General features: G+C 43.9%; 23 protein-coding genes. 5 read left to right on the plus strand and 18 right to left on the minus strand.

The window, feature by feature from the left end:
- Positions 1 to 107: 107 nt before the first annotated feature.
- The 6 genes from ABDD95_RS00280 to ABDD95_RS00305 all read right to left on the minus strand — a co-directional run bounded on the left by ABDD95_RS00280 (position 108) and on the right by ABDD95_RS00305 (position 4,685).
- Positions 108 to 1,238, minus strand: coding sequence for a DUF3078 domain-containing protein (locus tag ABDD95_RS00280; RefSeq protein ID WP_345949899.1), 1,131 nt, complete (start codon positions 1,236 to 1,238; stop codon positions 108 to 110).
- A gap of 60 nt (positions 1,239 to 1,298) precedes the next feature.
- On the minus strand, positions 1,299 to 1,628 hold the full coding sequence (locus ABDD95_RS00285) for a hypothetical protein (protein ID WP_345949900.1): 330 nt from the start codon (positions 1,626 to 1,628) through the stop codon (positions 1,299 to 1,301).
- A 3-nt stretch (positions 1,629 to 1,631) separates the two neighbouring features.
- The gene (locus tag ABDD95_RS00290; RefSeq protein WP_345949901.1) at positions 1,632 to 2,363 is read right to left on the minus strand and encodes a hypothetical protein; all 732 of its coding nucleotides are present in this window, start codon (positions 2,361 to 2,363) and stop codon (positions 1,632 to 1,634) included.
- A 116-nt stretch (positions 2,364 to 2,479) separates the two neighbouring features.
- Positions 2,480 to 3,340 carry a glucosaminidase domain-containing protein gene (locus ABDD95_RS00295; protein ID WP_345949902.1) on the minus strand — a complete coding sequence of 287 codons (861 nt, stop codon included), beginning with the start codon at positions 3,338 to 3,340 and terminating at the stop codon, positions 2,480 to 2,482.
- Positions 3,341 to 3,512: 172 nt separating this feature from the next.
- Positions 3,513 to 4,043, minus strand: coding sequence for a glucosaminidase domain-containing protein (locus ABDD95_RS00300; RefSeq protein WP_345949903.1), 531 nt, complete (start codon positions 4,041 to 4,043; stop codon positions 3,513 to 3,515).
- Positions 4,044 to 4,046: 3 nt separating this feature from the next.
- Positions 4,047 to 4,685 carry an O-methyltransferase gene (locus tag ABDD95_RS00305; protein WP_345949904.1) on the minus strand — a complete coding sequence of 213 codons (639 nt, stop codon included), beginning with the start codon at positions 4,683 to 4,685 and terminating at the stop codon, positions 4,047 to 4,049.
- Positions 4,686 to 4,805: 120 nt separating this feature from the next.
- Here ABDD95_RS00305 and ABDD95_RS00310 point away from each other — a divergent pair, with 120 nt between their 5' ends.
- Complete coding sequence (locus ABDD95_RS00310; RefSeq protein WP_345949905.1) at positions 4,806 to 5,549, plus strand: glycosyltransferase family 2 protein; 744 nt, start codon at positions 4,806 to 4,808, stop codon at positions 5,547 to 5,549.
- 167 nt (positions 5,550 to 5,716) lie between these two features.
- The gene (locus ABDD95_RS00315) at positions 5,717 to 6,352 is read left to right on the plus strand and encodes an NAD(P)H-binding protein (protein ID WP_345949906.1); all 636 of its coding nucleotides are present in this window, start codon (positions 5,717 to 5,719) and stop codon (positions 6,350 to 6,352) included.
- 43 nt (positions 6,353 to 6,395) lie between these two features.
- Here the strand turns inward: ABDD95_RS00315 and ABDD95_RS00320 are convergent, their stop codons facing one another.
- The 3 genes from ABDD95_RS00320 to ABDD95_RS00330 all read right to left on the minus strand — a co-directional run bounded on the left by ABDD95_RS00320 (position 6,396) and on the right by ABDD95_RS00330 (position 10,388).
- Positions 6,396 to 6,671 (minus strand): hypothetical protein, encoded by a 276-nt coding sequence (locus ABDD95_RS00320; RefSeq protein WP_352432924.1) that lies wholly within the window; start codon positions 6,669 to 6,671, stop codon positions 6,396 to 6,398.
- A gap of 80 nt (positions 6,672 to 6,751) precedes the next feature.
- Entirely contained in the window at positions 6,752 to 7,738 is a 987-nt protein-coding gene (locus ABDD95_RS00325; protein WP_345949908.1) for an aldo/keto reductase, read from the minus strand.
- 220 nt (positions 7,739 to 7,958) lie between these two features.
- On the minus strand, positions 7,959 to 10,388 hold the full coding sequence (locus ABDD95_RS00330; RefSeq protein ID WP_345949909.1) for a prolyl oligopeptidase family serine peptidase: 2,430 nt from the start codon (positions 10,386 to 10,388) through the stop codon (positions 7,959 to 7,961).
- A 90-nt stretch (positions 10,389 to 10,478) separates the two neighbouring features.
- Between ABDD95_RS00330 and ABDD95_RS00335 the strand changes: the two genes are divergently transcribed.
- The gene (locus tag ABDD95_RS00335; RefSeq protein ID WP_345949910.1) at positions 10,479 to 11,012 is read left to right on the plus strand and encodes a GNAT family protein; all 534 of its coding nucleotides are present in this window, start codon (positions 10,479 to 10,481) and stop codon (positions 11,010 to 11,012) included.
- Here the strand turns inward: ABDD95_RS00335 and ABDD95_RS00340 are convergent.
- The 5 genes from ABDD95_RS00340 to ABDD95_RS00360 all read right to left on the minus strand — a co-directional run bounded on the left by ABDD95_RS00340 (position 10,999) and on the right by ABDD95_RS00360 (position 16,887).
- Positions 10,999 to 11,655, minus strand: coding sequence for a hypothetical protein (locus tag ABDD95_RS00340; protein WP_345949911.1), 657 nt, complete (start codon positions 11,653 to 11,655; stop codon positions 10,999 to 11,001). The two genes, ABDD95_RS00335 and ABDD95_RS00340, sit on opposite strands and share 14 nt — an antisense overlap.
- The gene (locus ABDD95_RS00345) at positions 11,652 to 12,482 is read right to left on the minus strand and encodes an ABC transporter permease (RefSeq protein WP_345949912.1); all 831 of its coding nucleotides are present in this window, start codon (positions 12,480 to 12,482) and stop codon (positions 11,652 to 11,654) included. The genes ABDD95_RS00340 and ABDD95_RS00345 overlap by 4 nt, the downstream gene beginning before the upstream one ends.
- Positions 12,482 to 13,333 (minus strand): ABC transporter ATP-binding protein, encoded by an 852-nt coding sequence (locus ABDD95_RS00350; protein ID WP_345949913.1) that lies wholly within the window; start codon positions 13,331 to 13,333, stop codon positions 12,482 to 12,484. Before ABDD95_RS00350 ends, ABDD95_RS00345 begins: the two co-directional genes overlap by 1 nt.
- A complete protein-coding gene (locus tag ABDD95_RS00355) occupies positions 13,333 to 13,878 on the minus strand; it encodes a hypothetical protein (protein WP_345949914.1) in 546 nt (181 codons plus the stop codon). The genes ABDD95_RS00350 and ABDD95_RS00355 overlap by 1 nt, the downstream gene beginning before the upstream one ends.
- 114 nt (positions 13,879 to 13,992) lie before the next feature.
- The gene (locus tag ABDD95_RS00360; protein WP_345949915.1) at positions 13,993 to 16,887 is read right to left on the minus strand and encodes an SNF2-related protein; all 2,895 of its coding nucleotides are present in this window, start codon (positions 16,885 to 16,887) and stop codon (positions 13,993 to 13,995) included.
- Between the two features lie 183 nt (positions 16,888 to 17,070).
- On the opposite strand from ABDD95_RS00360, the gene ABDD95_RS00365 reads away from it, so the two are divergent.
- Both ABDD95_RS00365 and ABDD95_RS00370 read left to right on the plus strand, forming a co-directional pair.
- The gene (locus tag ABDD95_RS00365) at positions 17,071 to 17,685 is read left to right on the plus strand and encodes an HAD family phosphatase (protein ID WP_345949916.1); all 615 of its coding nucleotides are present in this window, start codon (positions 17,071 to 17,073) and stop codon (positions 17,683 to 17,685) included.
- A 200-nt stretch (positions 17,686 to 17,885) separates the two neighbouring features.
- Entirely contained in the window at positions 17,886 to 18,569 is a 684-nt protein-coding gene (locus tag ABDD95_RS00370; RefSeq protein ID WP_345949917.1) for an SIMPL domain-containing protein, read from the plus strand.
- A 162-nt stretch (positions 18,570 to 18,731) separates the two neighbouring features.
- Here the strand turns inward: ABDD95_RS00370 and ABDD95_RS00375 are convergent, their stop codons facing one another.
- From ABDD95_RS00375 to ABDD95_RS00390, 4 genes are all read right to left on the minus strand, one after another.
- A complete protein-coding gene (locus ABDD95_RS00375) occupies positions 18,732 to 19,565 on the minus strand; it encodes an N-acetylmuramoyl-L-alanine amidase (RefSeq protein WP_345949918.1) in 834 nt (277 codons plus the stop codon).
- A 72-nt stretch (positions 19,566 to 19,637) separates the two neighbouring features.
- Positions 19,638 to 19,823 carry a hypothetical protein gene (locus ABDD95_RS00380; RefSeq protein WP_345949919.1) on the minus strand — a complete coding sequence of 62 codons (186 nt, stop codon included), beginning with the start codon at positions 19,821 to 19,823 and terminating at the stop codon, positions 19,638 to 19,640.
- Between the two features lie 109 nt (positions 19,824 to 19,932).
- On the minus strand, positions 19,933 to 20,706 hold the full coding sequence (locus ABDD95_RS00385) for an HNH endonuclease (RefSeq protein WP_345949920.1): 774 nt from the start codon (positions 20,704 to 20,706) through the stop codon (positions 19,933 to 19,935).
- A gap of 46 nt (positions 20,707 to 20,752) precedes the next feature.
- Complete coding sequence (locus tag ABDD95_RS00390) at positions 20,753 to 21,592, minus strand: neutral zinc metallopeptidase (RefSeq protein WP_345949921.1); 840 nt, start codon at positions 21,590 to 21,592, stop codon at positions 20,753 to 20,755.
- Positions 21,593 to 21,798: the final 206 nt, after the last annotated feature.

The following is a 21,798-nucleotide window of genomic DNA, read 5'->3' on the forward strand; positions in this document are numbered from 1 at the left end:
TTTGCTGCGGTTGACAAGGTGGGGTTGGTTCTTGAAAAAGCAGAACGACCAGTTAGGGTTCAACTTGCATTGTTAGCTGCAACCCTGTTATGTAATAAGTGATTACTTTATGGGAACCGATACAGAACGCCTATAGCCAGGTTTTCGTTAGCCTGAATGCCCGGGTCTCTTCCTGAGTTTTTGTTGGCATCCTGGTCATACAAAGCTACGCCGGTAATGGTTACTGCAATTAAGCGGTTTACCCGGGCCGCCAGAGTAAGGTCGAGGCGGTGATCAATATCAGCGAAGCTGCGGCCGTATGGAATAAATAGCTGATAACGGCTGGTAAAACGCAGGTTCTGCATAATTTCCTTGTCAAACAAAGCCACTACCTGAAACGCAAGCTCGTTATATACTCTTCTTCCTTTTACTACGTTGTAAACAACAGAGTCTCCTGTGCTTGATAATGTATATTTTAGCTTATCAGTTAATACAAACGTTTGCCTTGCGGTACCGGTACCTATACGTAAATCAAAATAGTTGGTTGGCTTATACTCCAAACCTAATGACTCGGTTACATAACCAGGCGCCATAAACTGTGAAATGAGTATGGGTGAACGCTTATTGTTGGCATCGTAATTAAAGCCCTTATCAAACTGCGATTCAAAGCTTAAAGATCCGAAAAAGAACCAGCTTTTAGAAAGTTGTGTGGCTATCTTGTTATCCCAAAAAATACGGTCGTTGCTTTTTCGGCTCATCTGGTTCTTGTTTTTGGTTTTGCCGTATTGTAAAATAAGCTGCGATGTATATACAAATGGCTGTTTGTTATACTCCAGTTTATAATCGAGGTTGCCACCTAGTGCAAAGGCGTTTACACCACCACCCGTCCAGTTATCACTAAAGCCCGCTTGGTTAAAGTTTATACCAAAAATCACCGCCTTGTGCCAGTAGCTTACCTTATAATCGAGCATGGTAACGGGTATCACCTCGGGGAGTATTTGTACGGGTCGCAAACGTTGGGGCAGGGCATTGCGCCTAGGATCAACACGGTAACGGTTAACCAGGTTGGTATCAATTTTTATACTGTCGCGGCGCAGGCTGTCGGCACGGCGCAAACTGTCGGTTGTACGTTGCAGTTTTTGGGCCGCCACCCGGGCTAAACTATCGGTAGCACGGCGCAAACTGTCGGTTTGCTGAGCCATAGCCAACGATGACGTGATTAAGAAAGCAAAAAAAAAGCCGAGTGCGGTTCTTAACATATTAGACAAATAACGCAAAAACGCGCTTTTTATTAAAATATCATTTCAATTAGATTGCTTTTACTTGTTCATATACCTTAACCAGGCACAAAAAGGGCGGTTTTTAAGGTAGTGTATGTTGCGCTCGTTACGGTAAGCCTCACGTTCAAAAATTATTTGTTCATACGCCTGCTGGTGACCTGGGTACTTAAACCGGTTTATGAGATAATTTACAAGATACAGCATGTAAAAAGGAATAATCAACAACTCCAATGCCTGCTTGAGGTGAATAGTTTCATGCCTGATGAGTACCTGATCTTGTTTAAGCCTTTGGCTTTTTACCAGTATAAAAGGAAACAGCGCCATACCATCTACTTTTAAAAAAGGTGCGATAACAACAGGGTAACCCATATTTTATTTAAGCGAGGGCATGGAAGCCGCATTAGGGTAACGTAAAAAACGCTTGAGGTTTGCTTTAATGTAACTGGCAAACTCGTAGTCGGACGCGGTGGTAGCCATATAATAGCTGGGCCGGTACTTTACCATAAAATTGGTGAGTTGCGGCTCCTGCAAGCCAGTTAGCTGTTGTACAAAGGTTTTGTTAAAGCGCTGGTCTATTACGTTTATCTTGTAATCCTGCTCAATAATCTGGCGCAAGTGCTCGGCGTTGCGGCCGCTTTTGCTAATCATGTTCCAAATAGCATCAATACCAATACCAGCACCGCCTCCGGGCGATACGGTTAGTAAATCGCGGTTACTGAGCGAGCCGTATATTTTGCTGTAATCGCGTTTGGTTTTTTCCAGCTTTTTTTGCGCGCTTAGCACAGTGTCGCGCACGTTCACCTCATTTAGCATAATGCTGCTGGCTTTAAGGTACACCATCTGGTCGGCATAGCTTTTCAGTGTAATGGTATCAGAAAAATAATTTTGCTTGCTAATGATTAGCACATCGCCCGGCCGTGCCATTATTTTAAACTCGGCCTTCAAATTATTATATACCGATTGGCCGTTGCGCAGGTTACGTACGTTTACTTTGGCTATACGCTCGTGGGTGTTTTGGTCAAACACCAGGCCAGCAACAGGTTTATCCTGTGCAAACACGTGGATTGCCGCAAGGCAAAAAATAATACTTAACCATAGTTTCATTAAAACACCCAGACTTAAACGGATTTGCAGAGATAACAGATTATAAACACTTAGCTGCTAAATTTAACCATTTTTAACACCATTGGTTTAATTAGGCTGCACATCCGCTCTATAAATTACTTACCTACAATAAGTGGCTGGCCTATTTTAATGTTGTTATCAAACATATTGTTCAGCGCCTTCAGTTCGTCAACAGTAAGGCCAAAACGCTTGGAGATAGAATAAAGTGTATCGCCGGTGGTTACCGTATATAGTTTATTAGCAGGGGCGGTTCGTATGAGCGAGTCTTTAACCGATTTACCTATGTTTTGATTAATTTGGCTCAGTACGCGGTCTTCACGTTTAATTTTAGCCAGTTCGCCCTCTGGCCGGTCATATTGGTCGAGGCCATATTTTTTTATGGCGTTGATGATAAGCTGGGGGTACTGCGGGTTGGTTGCATAACCACATTCTTTTAAACCATAAGCCCAACCTTCATAATCATTCTTATCTAACTCAAACAACCTTGCATAGCGTTTGCGTTTCAAAAATTCAGAATGATCGCGGTAGGAGTCTTCAGGATTATTGTAAACCCTAAAGCAATCGTTTGGGTTGTCGTCATCCTTATAATAGCTGCGACCGGCCCAGTCGCTGGTACATTTAATGCCAAAGTGGTTATTAGCTACACGCGCCAACTCACCATTGCCGAAGCCCGATTCAAACAACCCTTGCGCCAGGGTAACACTGGCTGGTATGCCATATAAGTTCATCTCTTTTATGGCAATGCCTTTAAAGCGATCAATGTAGGAGGTAACCGTATATTTTGAATAACCGTTTATAGCGCTCTGATTCTCGTTACGTACCCGCTCGTTGTTCCGTTTAGCCGCCTCACTTTTGGCATCACGGTTTACATTGCTACTGCCTTGCACACGTTTACGGGTTGAGCAGGATGAAAGCAATGCAGTAATCAACAGCAGGTATAAGGTATTCTTAATCACGATTTAAAAATTTGGATATGCGACAGGCAGAGTAGCGGAAAAAAGTGTCTGTAAATAAAAATGTCATTTCGATTCATAATCAGAAATCTTGTTTTAAGCCAGTGGCTTATAATTTGAACAAGATCTCTCACTATTGTTCGAGATGACATTATTGTAGATTATTGATTTATGCTTAGTGCCTCTTTGGTTCGGCAGCTTTTACAGAGTCGGGCTGCTCATCATAGGCATGCAGCTCGTATTTGTTAATCAAGCCCAGTACTTGCGCGCCCCACTTTTTGCTGCTGGCGTAGCCACTGCGCTGTATCCCTTTTACCCAGCTTTTGTAATCATAATGCGAAAGCGATTGCGATAAGTGGCTGAATTGCTTGCGCTCTGTCATGATACGGGCAAAATCCTGGAACGAATCTGCGTCAGAGTCGTACTGTTTGTAGGATGATCTGGTGGGCTTGCGTCCGGTATAGGATACAGGGCTTCTGCCTTTTACACCAAAATGATTGTTTTGCGTACGTGCTAATTTGCTGTTTCCGCTGGCACTTTCGTGCATGGCTATAGCTAAAATGATGCTGGCCGGCACACCGCTCTCGTGCATAATGCGAATGGCATTATCTTTGAACTTATCGATATAGGATTTCGAAGTGTTTTTTTGTGCTGAAGCTGCAAAGGTGGAAGTTAGCAAACATGCAAACAGTAAGATTTTCTTCATAATTTACTTTTTTCTGATGATCAATACGCCATCGCGTACAGGAAGAATTATTTTTTCAACCTGTGTGTTAACAGCTATTGTGTCATTTAGTTTTCTGAAAAGTTCGGTGTCGGCATCCTTAGCATCGCCGTATACCTTACCTTTCCACAAAACGTTATCAATTATTATTAAACCTCCCGGTCGTAATTTGTCAATTATCAACTCAAAGTAAGCCAAATTGCTTTTCTTATCTGCGTCGATGAAGGCAAGGTCGTAAATATTTTCTGTAAATCCAAATATAACCTCCCGGGCGTCGCCTATGTAAAGCTCTATACGGTCTTGTACGTCAGCCAGTTCGAAATTGTTGCGCAGCGTTTCTTCCAGTTCGGGGTTGCCTTCAATGGTATGCACTTTTCCGCCCTCTGCCAGCCCTTCGGCCAGGCAAATGGTAGCGTAGCCGGTAAATGCGCCAACTTCTAAAACCAGTTTTGGTTGCACTAATTTGCTCAGCATACTCAGTAAGCGGCCCTGGTAATGCCCACTCAACATATGAGGCTTTAATTGCTTTAAGTGAGTGTTGCGGTTAATTTTCTTAAGCGCTTCGGGCTCGGTATCGCAATGCGTTTCGAGGTAAAGCTGCAGGTTTGGATCTAAAATCTCCATGTGGCAAAGATAGGTATTTTAAATTTTGCGTTATTTTAAGGCCTCTCTGTGGCACTTTAAGAATATATTCGTACCCAACAACTCTTACTTTCAAGCAATGCCCCCCTTATTATAAATAATATGAAATTCAGCTTCGTTGTTCTGACCTGGAACCGTTATAAATTTTTGGAGAAATGCCTGGAAGAATTAACTAACAGCCTGGCTAACCCAATACAATGCGAAATTATTGTGATGGACAATGGCTCTACCGATAAAACGGGCGAAGTGCTTGACCGTTACAAGGCCAATAAATTAATACGCATTATTCGCCGTAAAAAGAACTACGGCTTAAGTTCTTACAAAAAGCTATTTGGTTACGCCAGGGGCGAGTATATTGTAGTGGTTGATGACGATGTGCTGGCCTTTCCGAAAAATATGGACAGCATTTTTGCCGATTACATGCAAACGTTTTCCAATTATGGTTTTGTTGCGCTCAACGTTATCCAGGATGAATTTACCAATGGGGCGAAACCACCTGCTGAGCATTACACAGAAGAGACGATTGATGGTAAGACCATACAACATGGCCCAACGGGCGGCTGGTGTACTTGTTTTAGAAAGAAACAGTACCGCAAGCTCTGGTGGAAATTTATGTTCGCCGATATTAATATGAAGACTGGCGAGGACGGCTTTTTAGCAACTGCTTTCAGAGAAAAATTGGGGCTAAAATCGGGCATTATTAAAAATGCGGTTTGCTTTCATGCGTCAGGCCCTTATTATGCCCGGCAGTATGGGCACTTAGACCGGGAGATTGAAAAATATGCACAGGCGGGCCTTCATGACTTTGTTGAAACTTATCAAAAATATCAGGAGGGCGATATATAAATTTTCTCGAACAACTGAAACATTATCAACAGTCTTTATCTTTACGGCATTCTACTGTCTTTATAAAATATATCTTTCTTACAAAAACGGATTAACAGGTTAGTCCGGACTCCCTTCTTATGCTCAAATTTTTGGAGCATTCATTGAATATTTATAAAGACAAAAAAATGAAGAACACAACTATAGCGCTTTTGGGCGCTACCGGCAAAGCTGGTAGATATATTCTTAAACACCTTATAAATCGAGGTTACACAGTTAAAGCGTTGCTGCGCAAGCCAGATGGTTTAGATTTTCGACACCCTAAGTTAGTAATTGTACCTGGCGATGTGCGCGATGCTGAGACGGTTTCGGATTGGACAGCAGGTTGCACAGCGGTAGTAAGCGCCCTTGGGCAAACACCCGGCGAGCCGCTTGTGTCGGCTTTGGCAGCGCGGCATGTCATTAACGCTATGCAGCAGCATAATATAAAGCGATACATTTTTTTATCCGGACTAACGGTTGACGTGCAAGGTGATCATAAAAGCGAAGCCAACCAAGCCAAAAGCAACTGGATGCGACAACATTACCCTGATGTGGTTAACGATAAGCAGCAAGCTTATCAATTGTTATCACAATCTACATTAGAATGGACTATGATACGCCTGCCCTGGATTGAACAAACGGAACAGCGACGAAATCTTGCCATAAATTTACATGATTGCCCGGGCGATGTAATTAGTACAGCAGACCTGGCGGCTTTTATAGCACAGGAACTAAGTAGTGCTACCTATGTGCATAAAGCCCCATTTGTAGCAAGCATTTAGGATTAACACAAAAGGCTCCAACCAGGAGCCTTTTGTTGTTCTATTAAAATAACATCGTTGAGGGCGCCATATCGTAGGCCTTTTTAAAGGCGAATGAAAAGTGAGACAGGTGCTCAAGCAAAACCTCGGACGGGCGGCGGCCTTTTCCTTCAAGGAGATGGTAAGCCTCCCGCAGGCATGTTGTTGCAGCCAGCGGCTGGGCGTGGTATGAAAAACGTTTTCTCAAAATCGCGCTTAAAGGTAGCCAGGCTGCGGCCGGTTGAGTATGCAAAGAGTCCAGGCTGCGGGTATGGTAACAGGAGTACAGTATCTTCAGCAATGGTTCGCTTGTAATGCAGTCATCATTAATTATAGTTAAAAGCCTTTTTAATATCGCTGTAATAACAGTGTGAAATATTCTTAACTCCTGTCAACCTGTTTCCAGTTCGCTTCGCTGTAGCGGTCGCCGGTATTGGGGTATTTGGCCAGCAGTTCCTCAATGTTTTTAAAATCGGTATCGGTTAAGGTTACATCGGTGCATCCTGCATTTTCTTCGAGGTACTTACGTCTTTTGGTGCCCGGTATAGGTATAATGTGCTCGCCTTGCGCCAGTACCCAAGCCAGGGCCAGTTGCGATGGTGTGCATTGTTTGCCGGCAGCTATTTGGGCAAAACCGGCGGTAAGCTTGCTGTTGTTTTCCTGGTACTGCTCCTGGTAACGTGGCAGGGTTTTTCGGAAATCGCCCTCCTTTAGCTCATTGGTGTTTAGCGTGTTGGTAACCAAGCCACGCGCCAGCGGACTAAACGGAACAAAGCTTATACCTAATTCTTTGCAAAGTGGAAGCACATTTTCTTCCGGCTCGCGCGTGAGTAATGAGTACTCGCTCTGTAGCGCGCTGATTGGATGCACAGCATGCGCCTTGCGCACTGAGTTGGCCGATGCTTCTGATAAGCCCAGGTAACGCACTTTTCCTTCTTTTACCAGTTCAGCCATGGCGCCAACCATTTCTTCAACCAGTATGTTAGGGTCAATACGGTGGGCGTAATACAAATCTATCACATCAACTCCTAACCGTTTCAAACTGGCTTCAACGGCCTGTTTCATGTAGGCCGGCGAACCGTCAAACGACATGCCTTTGCCATCGGCATTCGCTCTGAAGCCAAACTTAGTTGCTATAAATATTTTATCGCGGTTTGGTACCAGCACCTTAGATATCAGTTCCTCGTTTTTGCCGTTGCCGTAAACATCTGCCGTGTCCCAAAAGTTAACGCCTAAATCAAGCGCCCGGTGCAGGGTGGCTATCGATTCCTCATCATTGGGTTCGCCATAGGCATGGCTCATACTCATACACCCTAAACCTATAGCCGAAAGCTGTATGCCCGTATTGCCTAATATTCTGTATTTCATTTTCTTATTGTTTTAAGTAAGCAATCACATCTCTTGTTAGTGCCTACTTCATTACAATTGAGTAAAAAATGAGTTTGAGAAGCGGAAAGATAATACCAATGCTAATTACATTTATTGTTGGCTACAAATACTAATAAACAACCTTGTGTTATGCAAAGCATACCACTTATCAGTTCAAGTGAATTTCCCTGTAGTATTCATTAATATTTGTGTTTATGAGCTATTGCTGCTTAAGCGTTTCTTCAAACAATTTGTAAATGCGCTTATACTCATCGGTCCAGCTACTAGGTTGTACAAAACCATGGTCTTCAACCGGGTAAGAAGCTAGTTCCCAATTGTTTTTGTGCAGCTCAATTAGCTTTTGCGAAAGGCGGACAATGTCCTGGTAATTTACGTTTACATCTACCATACCGTGGGCCATCAGCAAGCGGCCCTTTAAGCCGTTTGCAAAATAAATAGGCGAGCTTTGCTTGTAAGCGTTTTCGTCATTGTAAGGCTCATTCAAAATATTAGCGGTATAGCCATGGTTGTAATGCGCCCAATCGGTTACAGAGCGCAGGGCGGCACCTGCGGCAATAACATCGGGTTGGGTAAACATGGCCATTAGGGTCATGAAACCGCCATACGAGCCGCCATACATACCCACGTGTTTGGGGTTCACGCCATATTTTTCAACCAAAAACTTTACACCATCTACCTGGTCATCCAAGTCCTTACCGCCCATGTGGCGGTAAATGCCGGTGCGCCAGTTGCGGCCGTAGCCGGCACTGCCTGTGTAATCAATATCAATTACGGTATAACCGTTATCGGCGAGCATATTATTAAACATGTACTCCCTAAAATAGGAGCTCCACCAGTAATGTACGTTTTGCAGATAACCGGCGCCATGCACAAAAACAACGGCCGGTTTGGCTGGGTGCGCTATTTTGGGCGTATACACACGTGCGTAAACATCAATGCCGTAACGGTTTTTAAAGGTCACCATTTCCGGTTCGCGCCAGGCATAGGAGTTAAACTCAGCCGATATGGACTGCGTTACCTTAATTGGCTTAGCGCCCGCCTTGTTAGGCTGTATATATAGCTCCCAGGGCTTGTTAGAATAAGAATAACGTATAGCCAGCCACTTCTCATCGGGAGATAGCTCAACCTCGTTACCACCTTTAAGGCTGGTGAGTTTAACCGGTATACCCCCTGTTACCGGCAGGCGGTAATAGTGCGTAATGCCCGGATGCTCTAAATTGCCGGTAAAGTAAAAGCTCTTTTTATCGACCGATAAACTTAAGCCAGATACTTCCCATTTACCACTGGTTAGCTGCTTTTTAGCGCCGGTGTTTACATCAACTGTATAAATGTGAGAGTAACCGCTAGCTTCACTTTGAAAATAGAAATGCGTATTATCCAGCCAGCCCGTGCTGCCCGCACTGAACCCGCCGCCGCCAATGCCCGGGCCGCCAATCCAGGCTTCATCGTGTTGGCGATCCAGTAAGCTTAGCTTACCTGTAGTCGGGTCGAGCTTCATCACCCAGCGGTCTTTGTTATCCTGTGCGGTAACAATAGCTATGGCATACTGTGAGTTGGGGCTCCAAATAGGGCCTTGTACAACAACTTTACGGTCTTCGTTACTTTTGGTACGCTCATCCAACTGCTTGGGGTAATCCTTTACATAATCGGGTAAGTCTTTAATGCCCGGTATCTCTTTAGTAGATATGGAATAAACGGTATCACGCTGCGTATCAAATATAAAAGATTGCGAGCTGGATTGCGGGCTGCCAACTTTTGTACGGTTGGGGATATCCTCGGTAAAGCCCGAAGCATTTACATAAGCAGGTACCTGGGTAATTTTGGCACCATCAGCCGCTTTTATGAGGCGGTAGGTGATATAACGGCCATTAGGGCTAAGCTGCACAAAGCTAAGTGACTGCTCGCCAATAGGTATGGATTTTAAAGCTTTGGACTGTAGTTCCCGACGCTCAGCGGCATCTAGGCGGTCATTTTTGGCCTTTTCGCGCACTACTTCAAAAAGTTCGGTTTGCTGGTTACGCAGCCAGCGTTCCTGCGGATTGCCTGCTATCGCAGCGCCTTGTTGCCCTCCCACCTGACGGCTGCCTCCTCTTTGACCCAACCCGGTTGCCGTAGCAGGTGCGGTGCCCGTGCGCGTAAAATTGGTTAGCTGTGCCAGCTCCCCTCCGTTTAGCTTGAGTGCGTATAGGTTGTCATTGCGCATAAATAAAACCTTGGTTTCATCGCTGCTAAATGCCGGGTTGCTTTCGCGGTCGGTAGTAAGGGCAAGCGGTAATACCTTGCCTTGCTTTAAGTCTGACAGGAAAATATCGCCGTTACGTTCAAATAATTTTATAGTGTGCTTTTTATTCCAAACGCCGTTGCCGGTTAGTGCTTTGCGTTCTTCCAAACTAACTGGTTGCGGTTTAACATTGCCGGGCGTAATGGCATAAAGGCTACTGCGATCAGCGTTTTGTGAGTTCCAGTTAAAATAAATCTTCTTACTATCGTCGCTCCATCTTACGCCATCGGGCGAGGTGCCCATCCATTTGGGGTCACTCATTATTTTTTCGATGGTTAGCTTTTCGAGTTTCTGTGCGCTAACACCAGTTACAGATAGAATTAAATAAAGCGTAAACAGTTTTTTCATGCTGAAGAGAAGGATAAATACAGCCTAAATATAACCTCAAATTGTGCATTTAGCTAAGTTTATGCTAATTTACAATGCAATTTTTACACGATGGAATTAATGGGTTCGGGCTTTGTTTTACGTCCATGGCACCTGGAGGATGCCTTATCAATACAGCACCACGCTGATAATCCTAACGTGAGTGCTTTTTTGGCCGACCGTTTTCCGTACCCGTATACACTCGATGATGCCATGAGCTGGGTGAACCTGATGCAGAACCAGAACCCATTGGTAAACTTTGTTATTGCTGTTGACGGGAAAGCCGTTGGCGGCATAGCTTTGGAAATGCGTCAGGATGTGCACCAGAAAACACCTTTGCTGGGTTACTGGTTGGGCGAAGCGTACTGGGGTAAGGGCATCATGCCTGAAGCTGTAAAACTGATAACCAATTATGCCTTTGCGCACCTTGACATTATATGTATACAGGCCTTTATTTTCAGTGGCAATCCAGCATCAATGCGGGTGTTAGAAAAAGCAGGTTATGAGAAACAGGGTGTTATAAAACATTCAATAGTTAAGCGAGGTAAAATATGGAATGAACACGTGTATGCTATGCTGAATCCGCAAGCGGTTACCCTAACTTAATATCGTAGTTGCTCAACCGCATCTTGATCTTACCCGTCTTAGTATCCATGCTGCGCATTTTTTTGCGATCAATTTTGGTGTCTTTTCCCATAAAGTTGAAAGGGATTTTGAGGCGCTCAATGGCAAATGCGGCTTCTACATAGTTAGGGAGGATGTTGTTGGCTGCAGCATATTGCATCAACAAAGTATAAGAGCCATCCTTACGGGTATTAATCTCCGATTCCATAATGCGACTGGCCCGGGCATCCATATACAAGGTAACCAACACCAGGTCTGATTGGGCATCGGTTGGTATAACGTTAATTACTTTCAGCGTTTTGCCATTGCGCTTTTCCTGTCCCCTGTCCACGGTGATAAAAGGGTGCTTGAATATCTCGTTCATCGAAAAATCAAGACCTCTTTTAGGGAGCATTACAAAATCTTGCGAGGAAAACTTCATGCGGCTGCCTTTGGTGTACTTGATCTGCGCTTTTTTGGTAGGCATGCGTATAAAAGGCACATCCAGATCGAGCGTTACCGTAGCCGAAAAATGCTTAACCGAATCCATGCGTTGTTTAATGCGTATTAAATCGGCATCTATCTTTTGAGCCCGTATAACTTGGGCGCTTAGTAAAAACAGCAGGCAATAAACTATCCTCATCATCCAATATCCTTTTTTTGAAAGATTAACGTACCCACCGCCGCAAACAATACACTGTACAGTACAAGTATCAGGTTGTTTAGTCCTATTTTAAACCAATCGGCCTCATAATTAAATAGCTGCTGCCAGGTATCAATCAGTTTAGGGAAAAAAAAGAGATTAAATTGAGCCGGTATAAAATCGGCCTTGAGCAGCAAGTTGGTAATGATGAGGAACAGTGCTGCGGCAATCCAGGTTTTAGCGGCTTCCTTAATGCAAACAGCCAGGGTAATACTTACAATGCTGTAAAACACCATAGCCACACTGCCCGATGCAAAAGCCCAGCATATACGCTGAAATGCCTCTTTAGCCGGGAAAAAGTTGAGCGTGCCAATGTAAACCACCAGGTCGCCGCTGCCAAAAATGGCGTAAGCCAGCGCAAAGGTGCTCATCATCATAACAGCAATTACAAACAGTGTAAAGGCAGCGGCCGTTATGTATTTAGCCAGCATAAATTTCCATTTTTTTACCGCCTGCAGCATTACGGTTTGTACTGAATTATCCTTGTACTCATCGGTTACAATGCCCGATGTAACGATCATCAGTATCAATGGCACGTTAAACCAGAGGGAGTTGAGCACAATGTACATGATGAGGTTGCCGTTAAGCAAGGTGCCTTCAAAATAAAAGGACTGCCGGAGATTGTTCAGCAGCAAATCCAATATAGCGCTGCCCTGGTAGTAGGCGGTAATGAAAATAAGCAGCTCAATTACGAAAATAGCAACTAGGGCATAATAGGTTTTACTTTGCTTAACCAACTTCAGAAATTCTGCAGATAATAGTGCCCTCATTATGCCGGTTGTTTTACTAATTGCTCGAGTGACAGCTCGGGCGTACATGACGTAATCTGTATGCCTTCGGCCAAAATTTCCTGGAGCAGTTTTGGTATTTGCATGGCGTTGCAGGCCACCCGGGCATCGTTTAAGCCCATTTTAACATCGTAGTTCTTGAGCGCTTGTGAGGTTACAAGGTTAGGGCCGGTTAGGCTATAGTGCCTTATATTATCATTAATTAACTGGTTGGTTGGCCCAGCATTTACCATCCTGCCCCTATCCATTACATACAGGTAATGACAGCACTTGCTCAACTCTCCCATTAAGTGCGATGAAAGCAGGATAGAGATACCGTCATCTGCCGCCAACTGATGAATCAAATGAATAAGCGAAGCAACGCCAATTGGGTCGAGTCCCGAAAAGGGTTCGTCTAACACAAGATACTCCGGATTATTCAACAAGGCAATGCCAATACCCAGGCGCTGTTTCATTCCTAATGAAAAGTTGCGTACCGGGTCTTTGCGGTCAAGTGGTAAGCCAACTTTGGTTAACGTTTGTTCGATTGCAGTTTTATAAGCCGGGGCGCCTTGTATACCTGCAAAAATGCGAATGTTATCATAGGCGTTGAGGTAAGGATATAAGCCTGGCCTTTCAATAATGCCGCCTATGGGCTTGGGCCGGGTTGAGGTAATATCAACACTGCCTGAATCGGGCTTTACCAAGCCGCACAAAATACGGAACAATGTAGTTTTGCCTGCACCGTTTCTACCGAGTAAGCCGCAGATCTGCCCGGGCTCCATTTTAATGGTTACGTTATCTAAAGCTTTACCCGAAGCATAGGTTTTGCTAAGCAAGTTTCCGGTAAGCATTATAGCGAAATTTCAGGCCTCAGCTGCCTGTAGTTAAACTTAGGCTCGTAACGTTTCTCGAGAAAGGTGCGCGACCAAAAATATTTTTTGAACAGGAAGAAGGGGTCTTTTATCATAAAGTGCGGCACAAAGTGATACCATTTAATACCAAGCCTGCGGTAATAGCGTAACACTTCATCTTGCATACCCAGCTCACGGGCAGCTACTAAAAACGCGGTGCGCTGGCATTTGGAGCCTTTATACAAGCGGGCAATTTTGGGCGTAAAGCCATGCACAAAAAGGTAATCTTTTATACGCTTGTAATTTTGATAGCGCGACCATCCATCCATCACCACCATAAAAATATGGCTAAAGGCAAAAAGGACGCTGCCAAGCCAAAACAGGCTTAATAAAATGGCTTCATTAACATAAGCTTCTTTAAACTTGCTCCAGTAAAAGAAAGATTCCAGCATAAATAAAGCGCTCGAATAATACAGCAGGCTACCCACATTCCAAAAGGAAATGGCTACACTGGGTTGTTTGGGTAGCTTATGGATATCTAACATGCTGTAGAAGCGAAAAGGTAATTGCTTGCCTTAAATAAGTAACGGCGAATTAATGATACCAATATATGCAATTGCAACAAATTCTAAAAGGATGGTTTATACATGGATGATTGCTTATCCTAATATCTCCCTTATATCATCAGCCGATAATGACTTGATAAAGCTTTCCTCCGTAGTAATGAGCGAACGTGCCACACTGAGTTTGCGTTGCTGCAGGGCTAATATCTTTTCTTCTACCGTATCTTTAGTAATGAATTTATAAATGAACACGTTTTTGGTTTGGCCAATGCGGTGCGTACGGTCAATGGCCTGCTGTTCTACAGCGGGGTTCCACCAAGGGTCGAGTATAAAAACGTAGTCGGCTTCAGTAAGGTTCAAACCCACACCACCGGCTTTTATGGAGATGAGGAAAACCTGCGTTTTAGCATCCTGCTGAAAACGTTTAACTACCTCACCCCGGTTTTGCGTACTGCCATCCAGGTAAGTATACTTAATGTTTTGCTGATCGAAATACTGCCTGTATATGTTGAGCTGCTTTACAAACTGCGAGAAGATAAGCACTTTGTGATTTCCATCCAGCACATTGGCCAGCGTGTGTACCACGTTCTCAAACTTGCCCGAATCGCCTTCATAAGTTTCATCAATCATAGAGGGGTGATTGGCTATCTGGCGTAGCTTAATCAGGCCTTGTAACACCTGTATTTGTGTTTGTGCAAAGGTGCCATCCTCCAGGCTTTGCAGCAATTCGTTGCGGTATTCAGATTTTACCTTTTCGTATACTGCGCTCTGTTCATCGCTCATTTGGCAATAAAACAGCTGCTCGGTTTTGGGCGGCAGCTCGGTGGCTACCTGCTCTTTGGTGCGACGCAATACGAAAGGTTTAATAAGCGCCTGTAAACGATGGGCTTTGTCCTCATCCTTCTTTTTTTCAATAGGCGTTACAAACTCGTTTAAAAAGAACTGCTGGTTACCCAATAAGCCCGGGTTAATGAACGACATTTGCGTCCACAGATCGTTCACTGTATTTTCAACGGGTGTGCCGCTCAGGATGAGTTTGTGGCGTGATTTAAGCTGCTTAACCGCCTGGTATGATTTGGACGAAGGGTTTTTGATGTTCTGACTTTCATCCAATATTACATAATCGAAAAAGAAAGCTTTGAACAGTTCCACATCAATGCGGCTGATGCCGTACGTAGTAACCACCACATCATACTTGCCAAATACATCAGGCGATTTATAGCGAAAGGCGCCGGTATGCACCATCATGCGTAACAAAGGCGTAAACTTGGCAGCCTCATTTATCCAGTTATAAATTAACGAGGTAGGCATAATGAGCAGCGATGTACTGGTTGCACCAATAGCCTCGGCGTCCTCCTTGTTTTTTTGCAGCAGGGCAAGCGTTTGTATGGTTTTACCCAAGCCCATATCATCGGCCAGGCAGCCGCCAAAATGGTAATCTTTTAAAAAGTGGAACCAGTTATAGCCTGCCTTTTGATACGGACGTAAGCTGCCGGCAAAGTTTACCGGCGGATCAACATCTTCCAGCTCGTCAAAGTCGGTTAGCTTTTGTAGTTTACGGTTAATGGTAATGCTGGCCAGCTCGCCTTCGGCCAAATCATTAATGAGGCCTATATGGTGTTTACGTAGTTTAAGGTCCTTGTTTCCTTCCGAGAAATTAAGCAGGTTGCCATATTGCGAAAACCATTCTTCGGGTATCACCGCTATCTCGCCGCTAGGGAGTACAAATTCTTTTTTGCGGTTAAGGATATGATTACGCAGATCCATAAACGGAATTTGGTATGGCCCAAAGTGTACAATGGCATGAATGTCAAACCAATCGTTGTTTTCTTTTACCTGCAAATCAATCTTGCTGCTGCCAAACAGGTAGCGTTTCTGACCCTCGGGTTGCTCAATTTCAAACCCTGCTGCCACCAACTGATTATGGTGCTGGTTGAGCCAGTCGAACACCGAGAATGAGCGGTCGGCCTCCTCATTCTCATGCTTAACCTCCAGGTTCTGAAACAGCGACGACGAGGTGGTAAGGCCCATATCCTCCAATTGCTGCAGCTTGTTTTTTTCCCAGATAACAGAGCGCTTAATACGATGGAATGTATATGTATCGCCGTTACGGTCAATCTTAACCGAAATTTGCCGCCCATCACCATAAGGAAATACATAGCCGGCGTATTTAAAGTAAAGTTGTATTTGCGAAGTGCCGCCCGCTACGTAAATAGGTTTAACCACCGGCCGGGCATCATACTTTTCGGTATTAATGGTAAAGCCCTCGGCATGTACATGGTGTTTTTCAATAAGGGGAGCCACAAACTTTTCGAAGTAAGATTGTTCGGCACTGCGCGGAATGGCAATATAGCGCTTGTTTAAAAAGGGCTGTAGTTTTTTGCCTTCCACATCCTTATCAAAGTAGTAGAGGGTGTCGTCCAGCATCATCCAGCCCGGCTGGTTGCATACAATATCTGCCCCTTTAAACATAAACTCGATCTTCATACCCTGGTATTTAATAGTAGGGTAATAGCGAATCTCGTTCTCATCGCGCTTAAAGTGGAAAAGAACGGTGGCCGGTTCCTGTGCCAGGTGCAGTTGTTTTTCGGCAGGATAGCCCTCCTTGCTCATCAGGAAGATTTTCTTATTGGTCATCAGGCTTAGCGCCTCGGCCATTTTCTTTTCAATCTTGGGGCGGATCACGTCGAAAAGCTGATCGTTAAACACCTTGCTGAAAAACTCGTACGGGCGCACGGGCTTTTTATGGTATTTTTTAATGATGTGCCCCTGCTCCATATCTTCGAGAAGCTTAATGAGCTTCAAGTCGGTCTCATCTATGCAATTGCTAAACTCCTGGGCGGTGTTAGAGAACAGGCGCTGATGTGTAAGCGAAAACTCGCCGTTGGGATTGAGCTGAACAATATGCGGCTCTATCAGCCACGAGAGGTACTCATGGCGGGCAAGTGCATAAATAAGCTGGCAGGGTTTGCTGCTGTCAACACGTAGCATAGAGGAATCCGATCAAAAATTTGTTGAAGCTACATCAACAAAAATTTCAAACGTATAAAGAATTTACAGCAATTAAAAGTACAATTTGCTATTTGTTCGAAATTGTGAAAATTGTAATTATGAAAGTTGCTTTAATATCAGCTTTACAAGGCGCATATTTTTAAGAACTTTGTGGTTATAGTTATGGAAACAAACAGCCAACAGAAATACGATGCCCTGGTTAAAATTAGTCAGGAAAATTTCAAAGCTTTCTTATACGATTGCGATGGTACCCTGGCCGATAACATGGGCGCCCACACCGAAACTTACATTAAAGTAGCAGCTGATAAAGGCGTAACTATAGACGGTGCGATTATTGACGAGTTTGCCGGCCTGCCTATTGTGAATGTGGTAGAACAAATAAACCACCGTTACCAAACCTCTTTTGACCCTCAGGAATTTAAAGAACAAAAATATAAGCTGTTTTTGGAGCAGTATATTGAGCAAACCCAACCGATAGATTATGTGGTAAACCACTTGAAGAACCATGCAGGCCAAGTGCGCATTGCCGTAGTAAGCGGCAGCAGCCGCATAGCAGTTGAAAAGACGTTGCAAATATTGGGCATATACAACCTGGTGGAGGTACTAGTATGCGCTGGCGAAACCGAGCACGGCAAACCCTACCCCGACCCTTTTCTGAAAGCGGCCGAACTGCTGGGTGTAGCCCCCGGGCACTGCCTGGTGTTTGAAGACGGCAATGCCGGTGTGCAAGCTGCCGAAGCGGCTGGTATGCGCTGGGTGCGGATTGATAAGCTGTAGAGGCTTAAATGTGCAGATGAAACAAGTACACCTGCCGGCTTATTCAATACTGTTATTCGTTAATTCAGTAAAATTATGATTCGGACCAATAGCTCACTAAACTATTTCATCGGCTAACTGTCCATTGATTTAAATAGGCGGGCTTGTTACATTAGGTTGGCAGGCTTCGTCTACATCAACAGAACTAACACATAATAACTATGAAAAAACTATTCATTTTAGCCGCTCTATTAACAATCACCATTACTTCGTTTGCACAAACCACCGATCTGCGCCGCAAAATTGAGGTAATGGGCAGCGCCGAACAAGAAGTTACCCCCGATATTATTTATGTATCTATAGCACTTAAGGAATACATGAACGGTAAAAATAAGGTGGACATCAGCACGCTTGAAAAACAGCTGCAAAAAGCCGTTACAGAGGCTGGCATTGCTAAGGATGATTTCACTGTAAATAACATTGCTGCATATAATATTATCATTGACAAAAAGAAGAACCCCGATTTTTTGGCCAGCAAACAGTATCGCATTAAGCTGCGCGACCTGAACAGCATTAATACTATCTTAAGTAAGGTTGATGACAAAGGCATCCAGTCTACCGGTATTGATAGTTATGAGTATTCGAAACAAGCGGACTTGCGCCGCGACCTGAAGATTAAAGCCTTGCAGGCTGCCCGCGAAAAAGCGACTTACCTACTCACCAGCATAGGCGAAAAGCTGGGCGGTGCAATTGAAATTCAGGAGATAGATAACGAGCCTATGGGCAGACAAGTGTTTTCTAACATGTCCTTTAAAAGTGCAGATGTCGCTGTGCAATCAGACATCGACTTTAAGAAAATTAAATTGAATTACCAGGTAAGGGCAGTGTTTGAAATTGCCAAATAAGTATTAAGTATAAAACAAGAAAAGCCGCTTCATTGAAGCGGCTTTTCTTGTTTATATAGTGCCTTAAAAGCCTTGTTTTTACTCGAACAAAAGTTATTAAACACTTCCATACAAGGCATCTTCCTGCAAATACTTAATGGCAATATCAAGGCATAGATAATTTCAATACTTTTTGTAAACATTATAAAGCACGTTTAAATCCAACTGTGTAAGTTGAGGCTTTACGTCGGTTTGAATAAAATGGAGTTTAAATGCAGTAATGGCTCCTGGCAGTTTTTGGGTGTCATAACCAATAATACGCAGGGCGCTTATGTAATCAAAGTTTTCGGGAGCCAGTTCCAAAACGTCATCACTCCAAAAGCCAAAGCCGTTTTGAGCAAGCGTTTTCCATGGAAAATAAGCGCTCGGGTCGGTTTTTCGTGGAATGGCAATGTCCGAATGGCCAAGAAAGTTAGCAGTGGGAATATTGTATGTCTTTTTTAAATAAGTTAGCAGCGAAAGCAGGCTTTTAATCTGTGCATCCTGAAAAGGTTCGAGGCCATTATTATCAAGTTCAATACCTATCGAACAGCTGTTCATGTCTGTAATACTACCCCACTTGCCAACGCCGGCATGCCACGAGCGCAGGTAATCGTTCAGCATATGAATTACCTTGCCATCGCGCCCTACAACGTAGTGTGCGCTAACCTGGGTGCGGGCCAGGGTAAAGGTATGGAGCGTTTGCTGTGTAGAATCCTGGGCTGTATGATGTATAATTACATAGTTGGGCTTGCGTAAGTTAAAGTTCACGGTAGCCACAAACTGCGATGGAATAGGATGGCCGGCGCTATCGGCCAGGGCTACAGTATCCATTGCCTTAGTTAAATCCAGCAGGCTGTCCATCTGGCTTTTATAAACCTTTTGGCTGTTGTTAACTACAATAACCGGCTTACGGCTTTTACAGGAAGAAAGAACAATTACAGAAAGTAAAGTGTATAATAAAGGCTTAAAATTCATATATCCAATTCGTTTGCTCAGCTAATGCCATGAACTGTGCTAAAGTAAGTAAAGTATTTGGTGCTTCGTTTGTCAATTCGAGATATTCAAATCATGAAAGGTGTGATCTGTTTCATCGCACCGAAGCTTAAAATGTAAATCGGGCAGTTGCCATTGTTCTGCATGAAACCAAGTGGCATCAATCAGTTTTGATTGAATAAGTGCATTTAGGTGGCTTAGAGACACCTCTTCACTAGCAGCAAATACAACCTTTTCCAAAATTCTTATAGTTGGCCCCATCCCGGTAAGGGTAATTGAGTTTTATATTTTGCATCCAGCCAAGATAGTTAAGGCCGGTTTTAATAATCAATTGGATAAAAGTGAAGTTTTAAGACTCGAACCGATCATTATGATATTTTAAAAATGCCACACCCGGATCAAATTTAATAGGTGCAATAATTTGACGTCCATCGTAATTGATAAAGTTCTCCTTAATACTTGGCACATCCTTGTGTTTATAAAAGCTAGATGAAATCTTAATCTTGAGGTCTTCGGAAATCGTAATTAAAAAGTTATCAAACGCTTTATCATGTAGCGCATTAAGAGATAGACCATTTTTTGGATTAAGTTGGTTCCTTTTATCCTTACTCCATGGTGTTATGTGGCTGGCAACTAACAACTCAGGCATTTGGATACCTGTAATGCAACACATGTTATTAAAGTTAGATAGAACTATCTTTCTAAATATTGATTGATTAACTCTCACTTTAACCAAGCGCTCCCTTTCCCTTCCTTCCATCAAAGGCAGGTCATCTAAATTGACTTGATTTTGCTGAACAACAGTTATGTTCTTCATTTGCGCTAATAGCTTTTCACCCTCGAAAAACTCAGTGTCCCAGTTTTGCATATACTCATGCCAAACCTCCTTATCAAGTTTGCTAATGTTTGATAGACCTGTAATACCCCTTTCTTTCAGTTTAGGGTCGAGGCTGGCGAAATTGCCTAACTTCCTCGCCACGGAGCTTGGTGTTCTATTAATCAAGAGGGCCAACTCAATAACTTCCTTATTTCGGCTGTGCATTTGCCCAAATGGAATTTTGCAATAAAGGTTGACAGCTAAAATGGTTTCCTCTCTGTTCCAAAGGCGTTGGCCTTCTTTCATACAAAATGATTTTATTCAAATGTACCAAAGAATAAGTTATTTACCCTTACTCCAAATCTGCACTGGCAAAGGTGTTGCCTTGTTTTACGTCGCCAGTTTCAAAACCTTTTTTAAACCAGTACATGCGCTGGGCGCTGGTGCCGTGGGTGAACGAGTCGGGCGATACGCGGCCTTGTGTAAGCCGGTCGTCGCCAATGGCATTGGCCGCATTGAGGGCCTCCTCAATGTCGCCGGTTTCCAGCAGCCCGCGTTTTTTTTCGTAATAAGCCCACACGCCGGCATAAAAGTCGGCCTGTAATTCCAGCTTCACCGATAGCTTGTTGTATTGTTCCTCGCTCAGCTGCTGCCTGGCCTGGTCCATTTTATCTGATACACCCAATAATTTCTGCACATGGTGGCCAACTTCATGCGCTATTACATAAGCGCGGGCAAAATCACCGGCTGCGCCAAAGCGCTGCTCCAATTCCTGAAAGAAAGATAAATCCAAATACACTTTTTGGTCGGCAGGGCAATAGAACGGGCCGGTTGCCGATCCGGCAACACCGCAACCTTCGGTATTTACACCTTCTTCAAAAAAGTGTATAGTGGGTTCTTTATAAGTGCCGCCCATTTCACGGAAAAGCTGGTTCCAGGTGTCTTCCGTATCGGCCAGCACCACGCGGGCAAAACTTTGTTCTTTACTTTTTGACTCGGTTAAGCGTGTGTTGGTTTGCTCCTGTTGCTGCCCACCGCCTGTGTTCGGAATTATCTGCGACACGTTTACGCCCGTAAACATGTATATAATGGCACCAATAATGCCAACTATACCGCCACCTATGGCCAGGCCACCACCACGGCCGCTGCCTTCTTCTGCGTTACTGCTTTCGCGTCTGCCCATCCATTGCATAGTATCTTCAATTTAATGTAGGGTTATAACACCTGTAAGTTTAATATTGTTTATAAAATGCTGCTACTGTGTATACAAGATGCAAAAGCGCTTGGTTACGCACTAACTGTATTAAATCTGCGTACACTAAGCCCGGTATATCACACAATAAATAGCAGTTTTGTCAAAACACATTTATTACTTACAGGTTGTATTTTGGTAAGCAA

Origin of the sequence: Mucilaginibacter sp. PAMB04274 (assembly GCF_039634385.2) — a bacterium.
Taxonomy (GTDB): domain Bacteria; phylum Bacteroidota; class Bacteroidia; order Sphingobacteriales; family Sphingobacteriaceae; genus Mucilaginibacter.

Bases quoted from the DNA above. Each gene is read 5' to 3' on its own strand.
- ABDD95_RS00280 (WP_345949899.1), bottom strand. From the start codon at position 1,238: ATGTTAAGAACCGCACTCGGCTTTTTTTTTGCTTTCTTAATCACGTCA.
- ABDD95_RS00285 (WP_345949900.1), bottom strand. From the start codon at position 1,628: ATGGGTTACCCTGTTGTTATCGCACCTTTTTTAAAAGTAGATGGTATG.
- ABDD95_RS00290 (WP_345949901.1), bottom strand. From the start codon at position 2,363: ATGAAACTATGGTTAAGTATTATTTTTTGCCTTGCGGCAATCCACGTG.
- ABDD95_RS00300 (WP_345949903.1), bottom strand. From the start codon at position 4,043: ATGAAGAAAATCTTACTGTTTGCATGTTTGCTAACTTCCACCTTTGCA.
- ABDD95_RS00305 (WP_345949904.1), bottom strand. From the start codon at position 4,685: ATGGAGATTTTAGATCCAAACCTGCAGCTTTACCTCGAAACGCATTGC.
- ABDD95_RS00310 (WP_345949905.1), top strand. From the start codon at position 4,806: ATGAAATTCAGCTTCGTTGTTCTGACCTGGAACCGTTATAAATTTTTG.
- ABDD95_RS00315 (WP_345949906.1), top strand. From the start codon at position 5,717: ATGAAGAACACAACTATAGCGCTTTTGGGCGCTACCGGCAAAGCTGGT.
- ABDD95_RS00325 (WP_345949908.1), bottom strand. From the start codon at position 7,738: ATGAAATACAGAATATTAGGCAATACGGGCATACAGCTTTCGGCTATA.
- ABDD95_RS00330 (WP_345949909.1), bottom strand. From the start codon at position 10,388: ATGAAAAAACTGTTTACGCTTTATTTAATTCTATCTGTAACTGGTGTT.
- ABDD95_RS00335 (WP_345949910.1), top strand. From the start codon at position 10,479: ATGGAATTAATGGGTTCGGGCTTTGTTTTACGTCCATGGCACCTGGAG.
- ABDD95_RS00340 (WP_345949911.1), bottom strand. From the start codon at position 11,655: ATGATGAGGATAGTTTATTGCCTGCTGTTTTTACTAAGCGCCCAAGTT.
- ABDD95_RS00345 (WP_345949912.1), bottom strand. From the start codon at position 12,482: ATGAGGGCACTATTATCTGCAGAATTTCTGAAGTTGGTTAAGCAAAGT.
- ABDD95_RS00350 (WP_345949913.1), bottom strand. From the start codon at position 13,333: ATGCTTACCGGAAACTTGCTTAGCAAAACCTATGCTTCGGGTAAAGCT.
- ABDD95_RS00355 (WP_345949914.1), bottom strand. From the start codon at position 13,878: ATGTTAGATATCCATAAGCTACCCAAACAACCCAGTGTAGCCATTTCC.
- ABDD95_RS00360 (WP_345949915.1), bottom strand. From the start codon at position 16,887: ATGCTACGTGTTGACAGCAGCAAACCCTGCCAGCTTATTTATGCACTT.
- ABDD95_RS00365 (WP_345949916.1), top strand. From the start codon at position 17,071: ATGGAAACAAACAGCCAACAGAAATACGATGCCCTGGTTAAAATTAGT.
- ABDD95_RS00370 (WP_345949917.1), top strand. From the start codon at position 17,886: ATGAAAAAACTATTCATTTTAGCCGCTCTATTAACAATCACCATTACT.
- ABDD95_RS00375 (WP_345949918.1), bottom strand. From the start codon at position 19,565: ATGAATTTTAAGCCTTTATTATACACTTTACTTTCTGTAATTGTTCTT.
- ABDD95_RS00385 (WP_345949920.1), bottom strand. From the start codon at position 20,706: ATGAAAGAAGGCCAACGCCTTTGGAACAGAGAGGAAACCATTTTAGCT.
- ABDD95_RS00390 (WP_345949921.1), bottom strand. From the start codon at position 21,592: ATGCAATGGATGGGCAGACGCGAAAGCAGTAACGCAGAAGAAGGCAGC.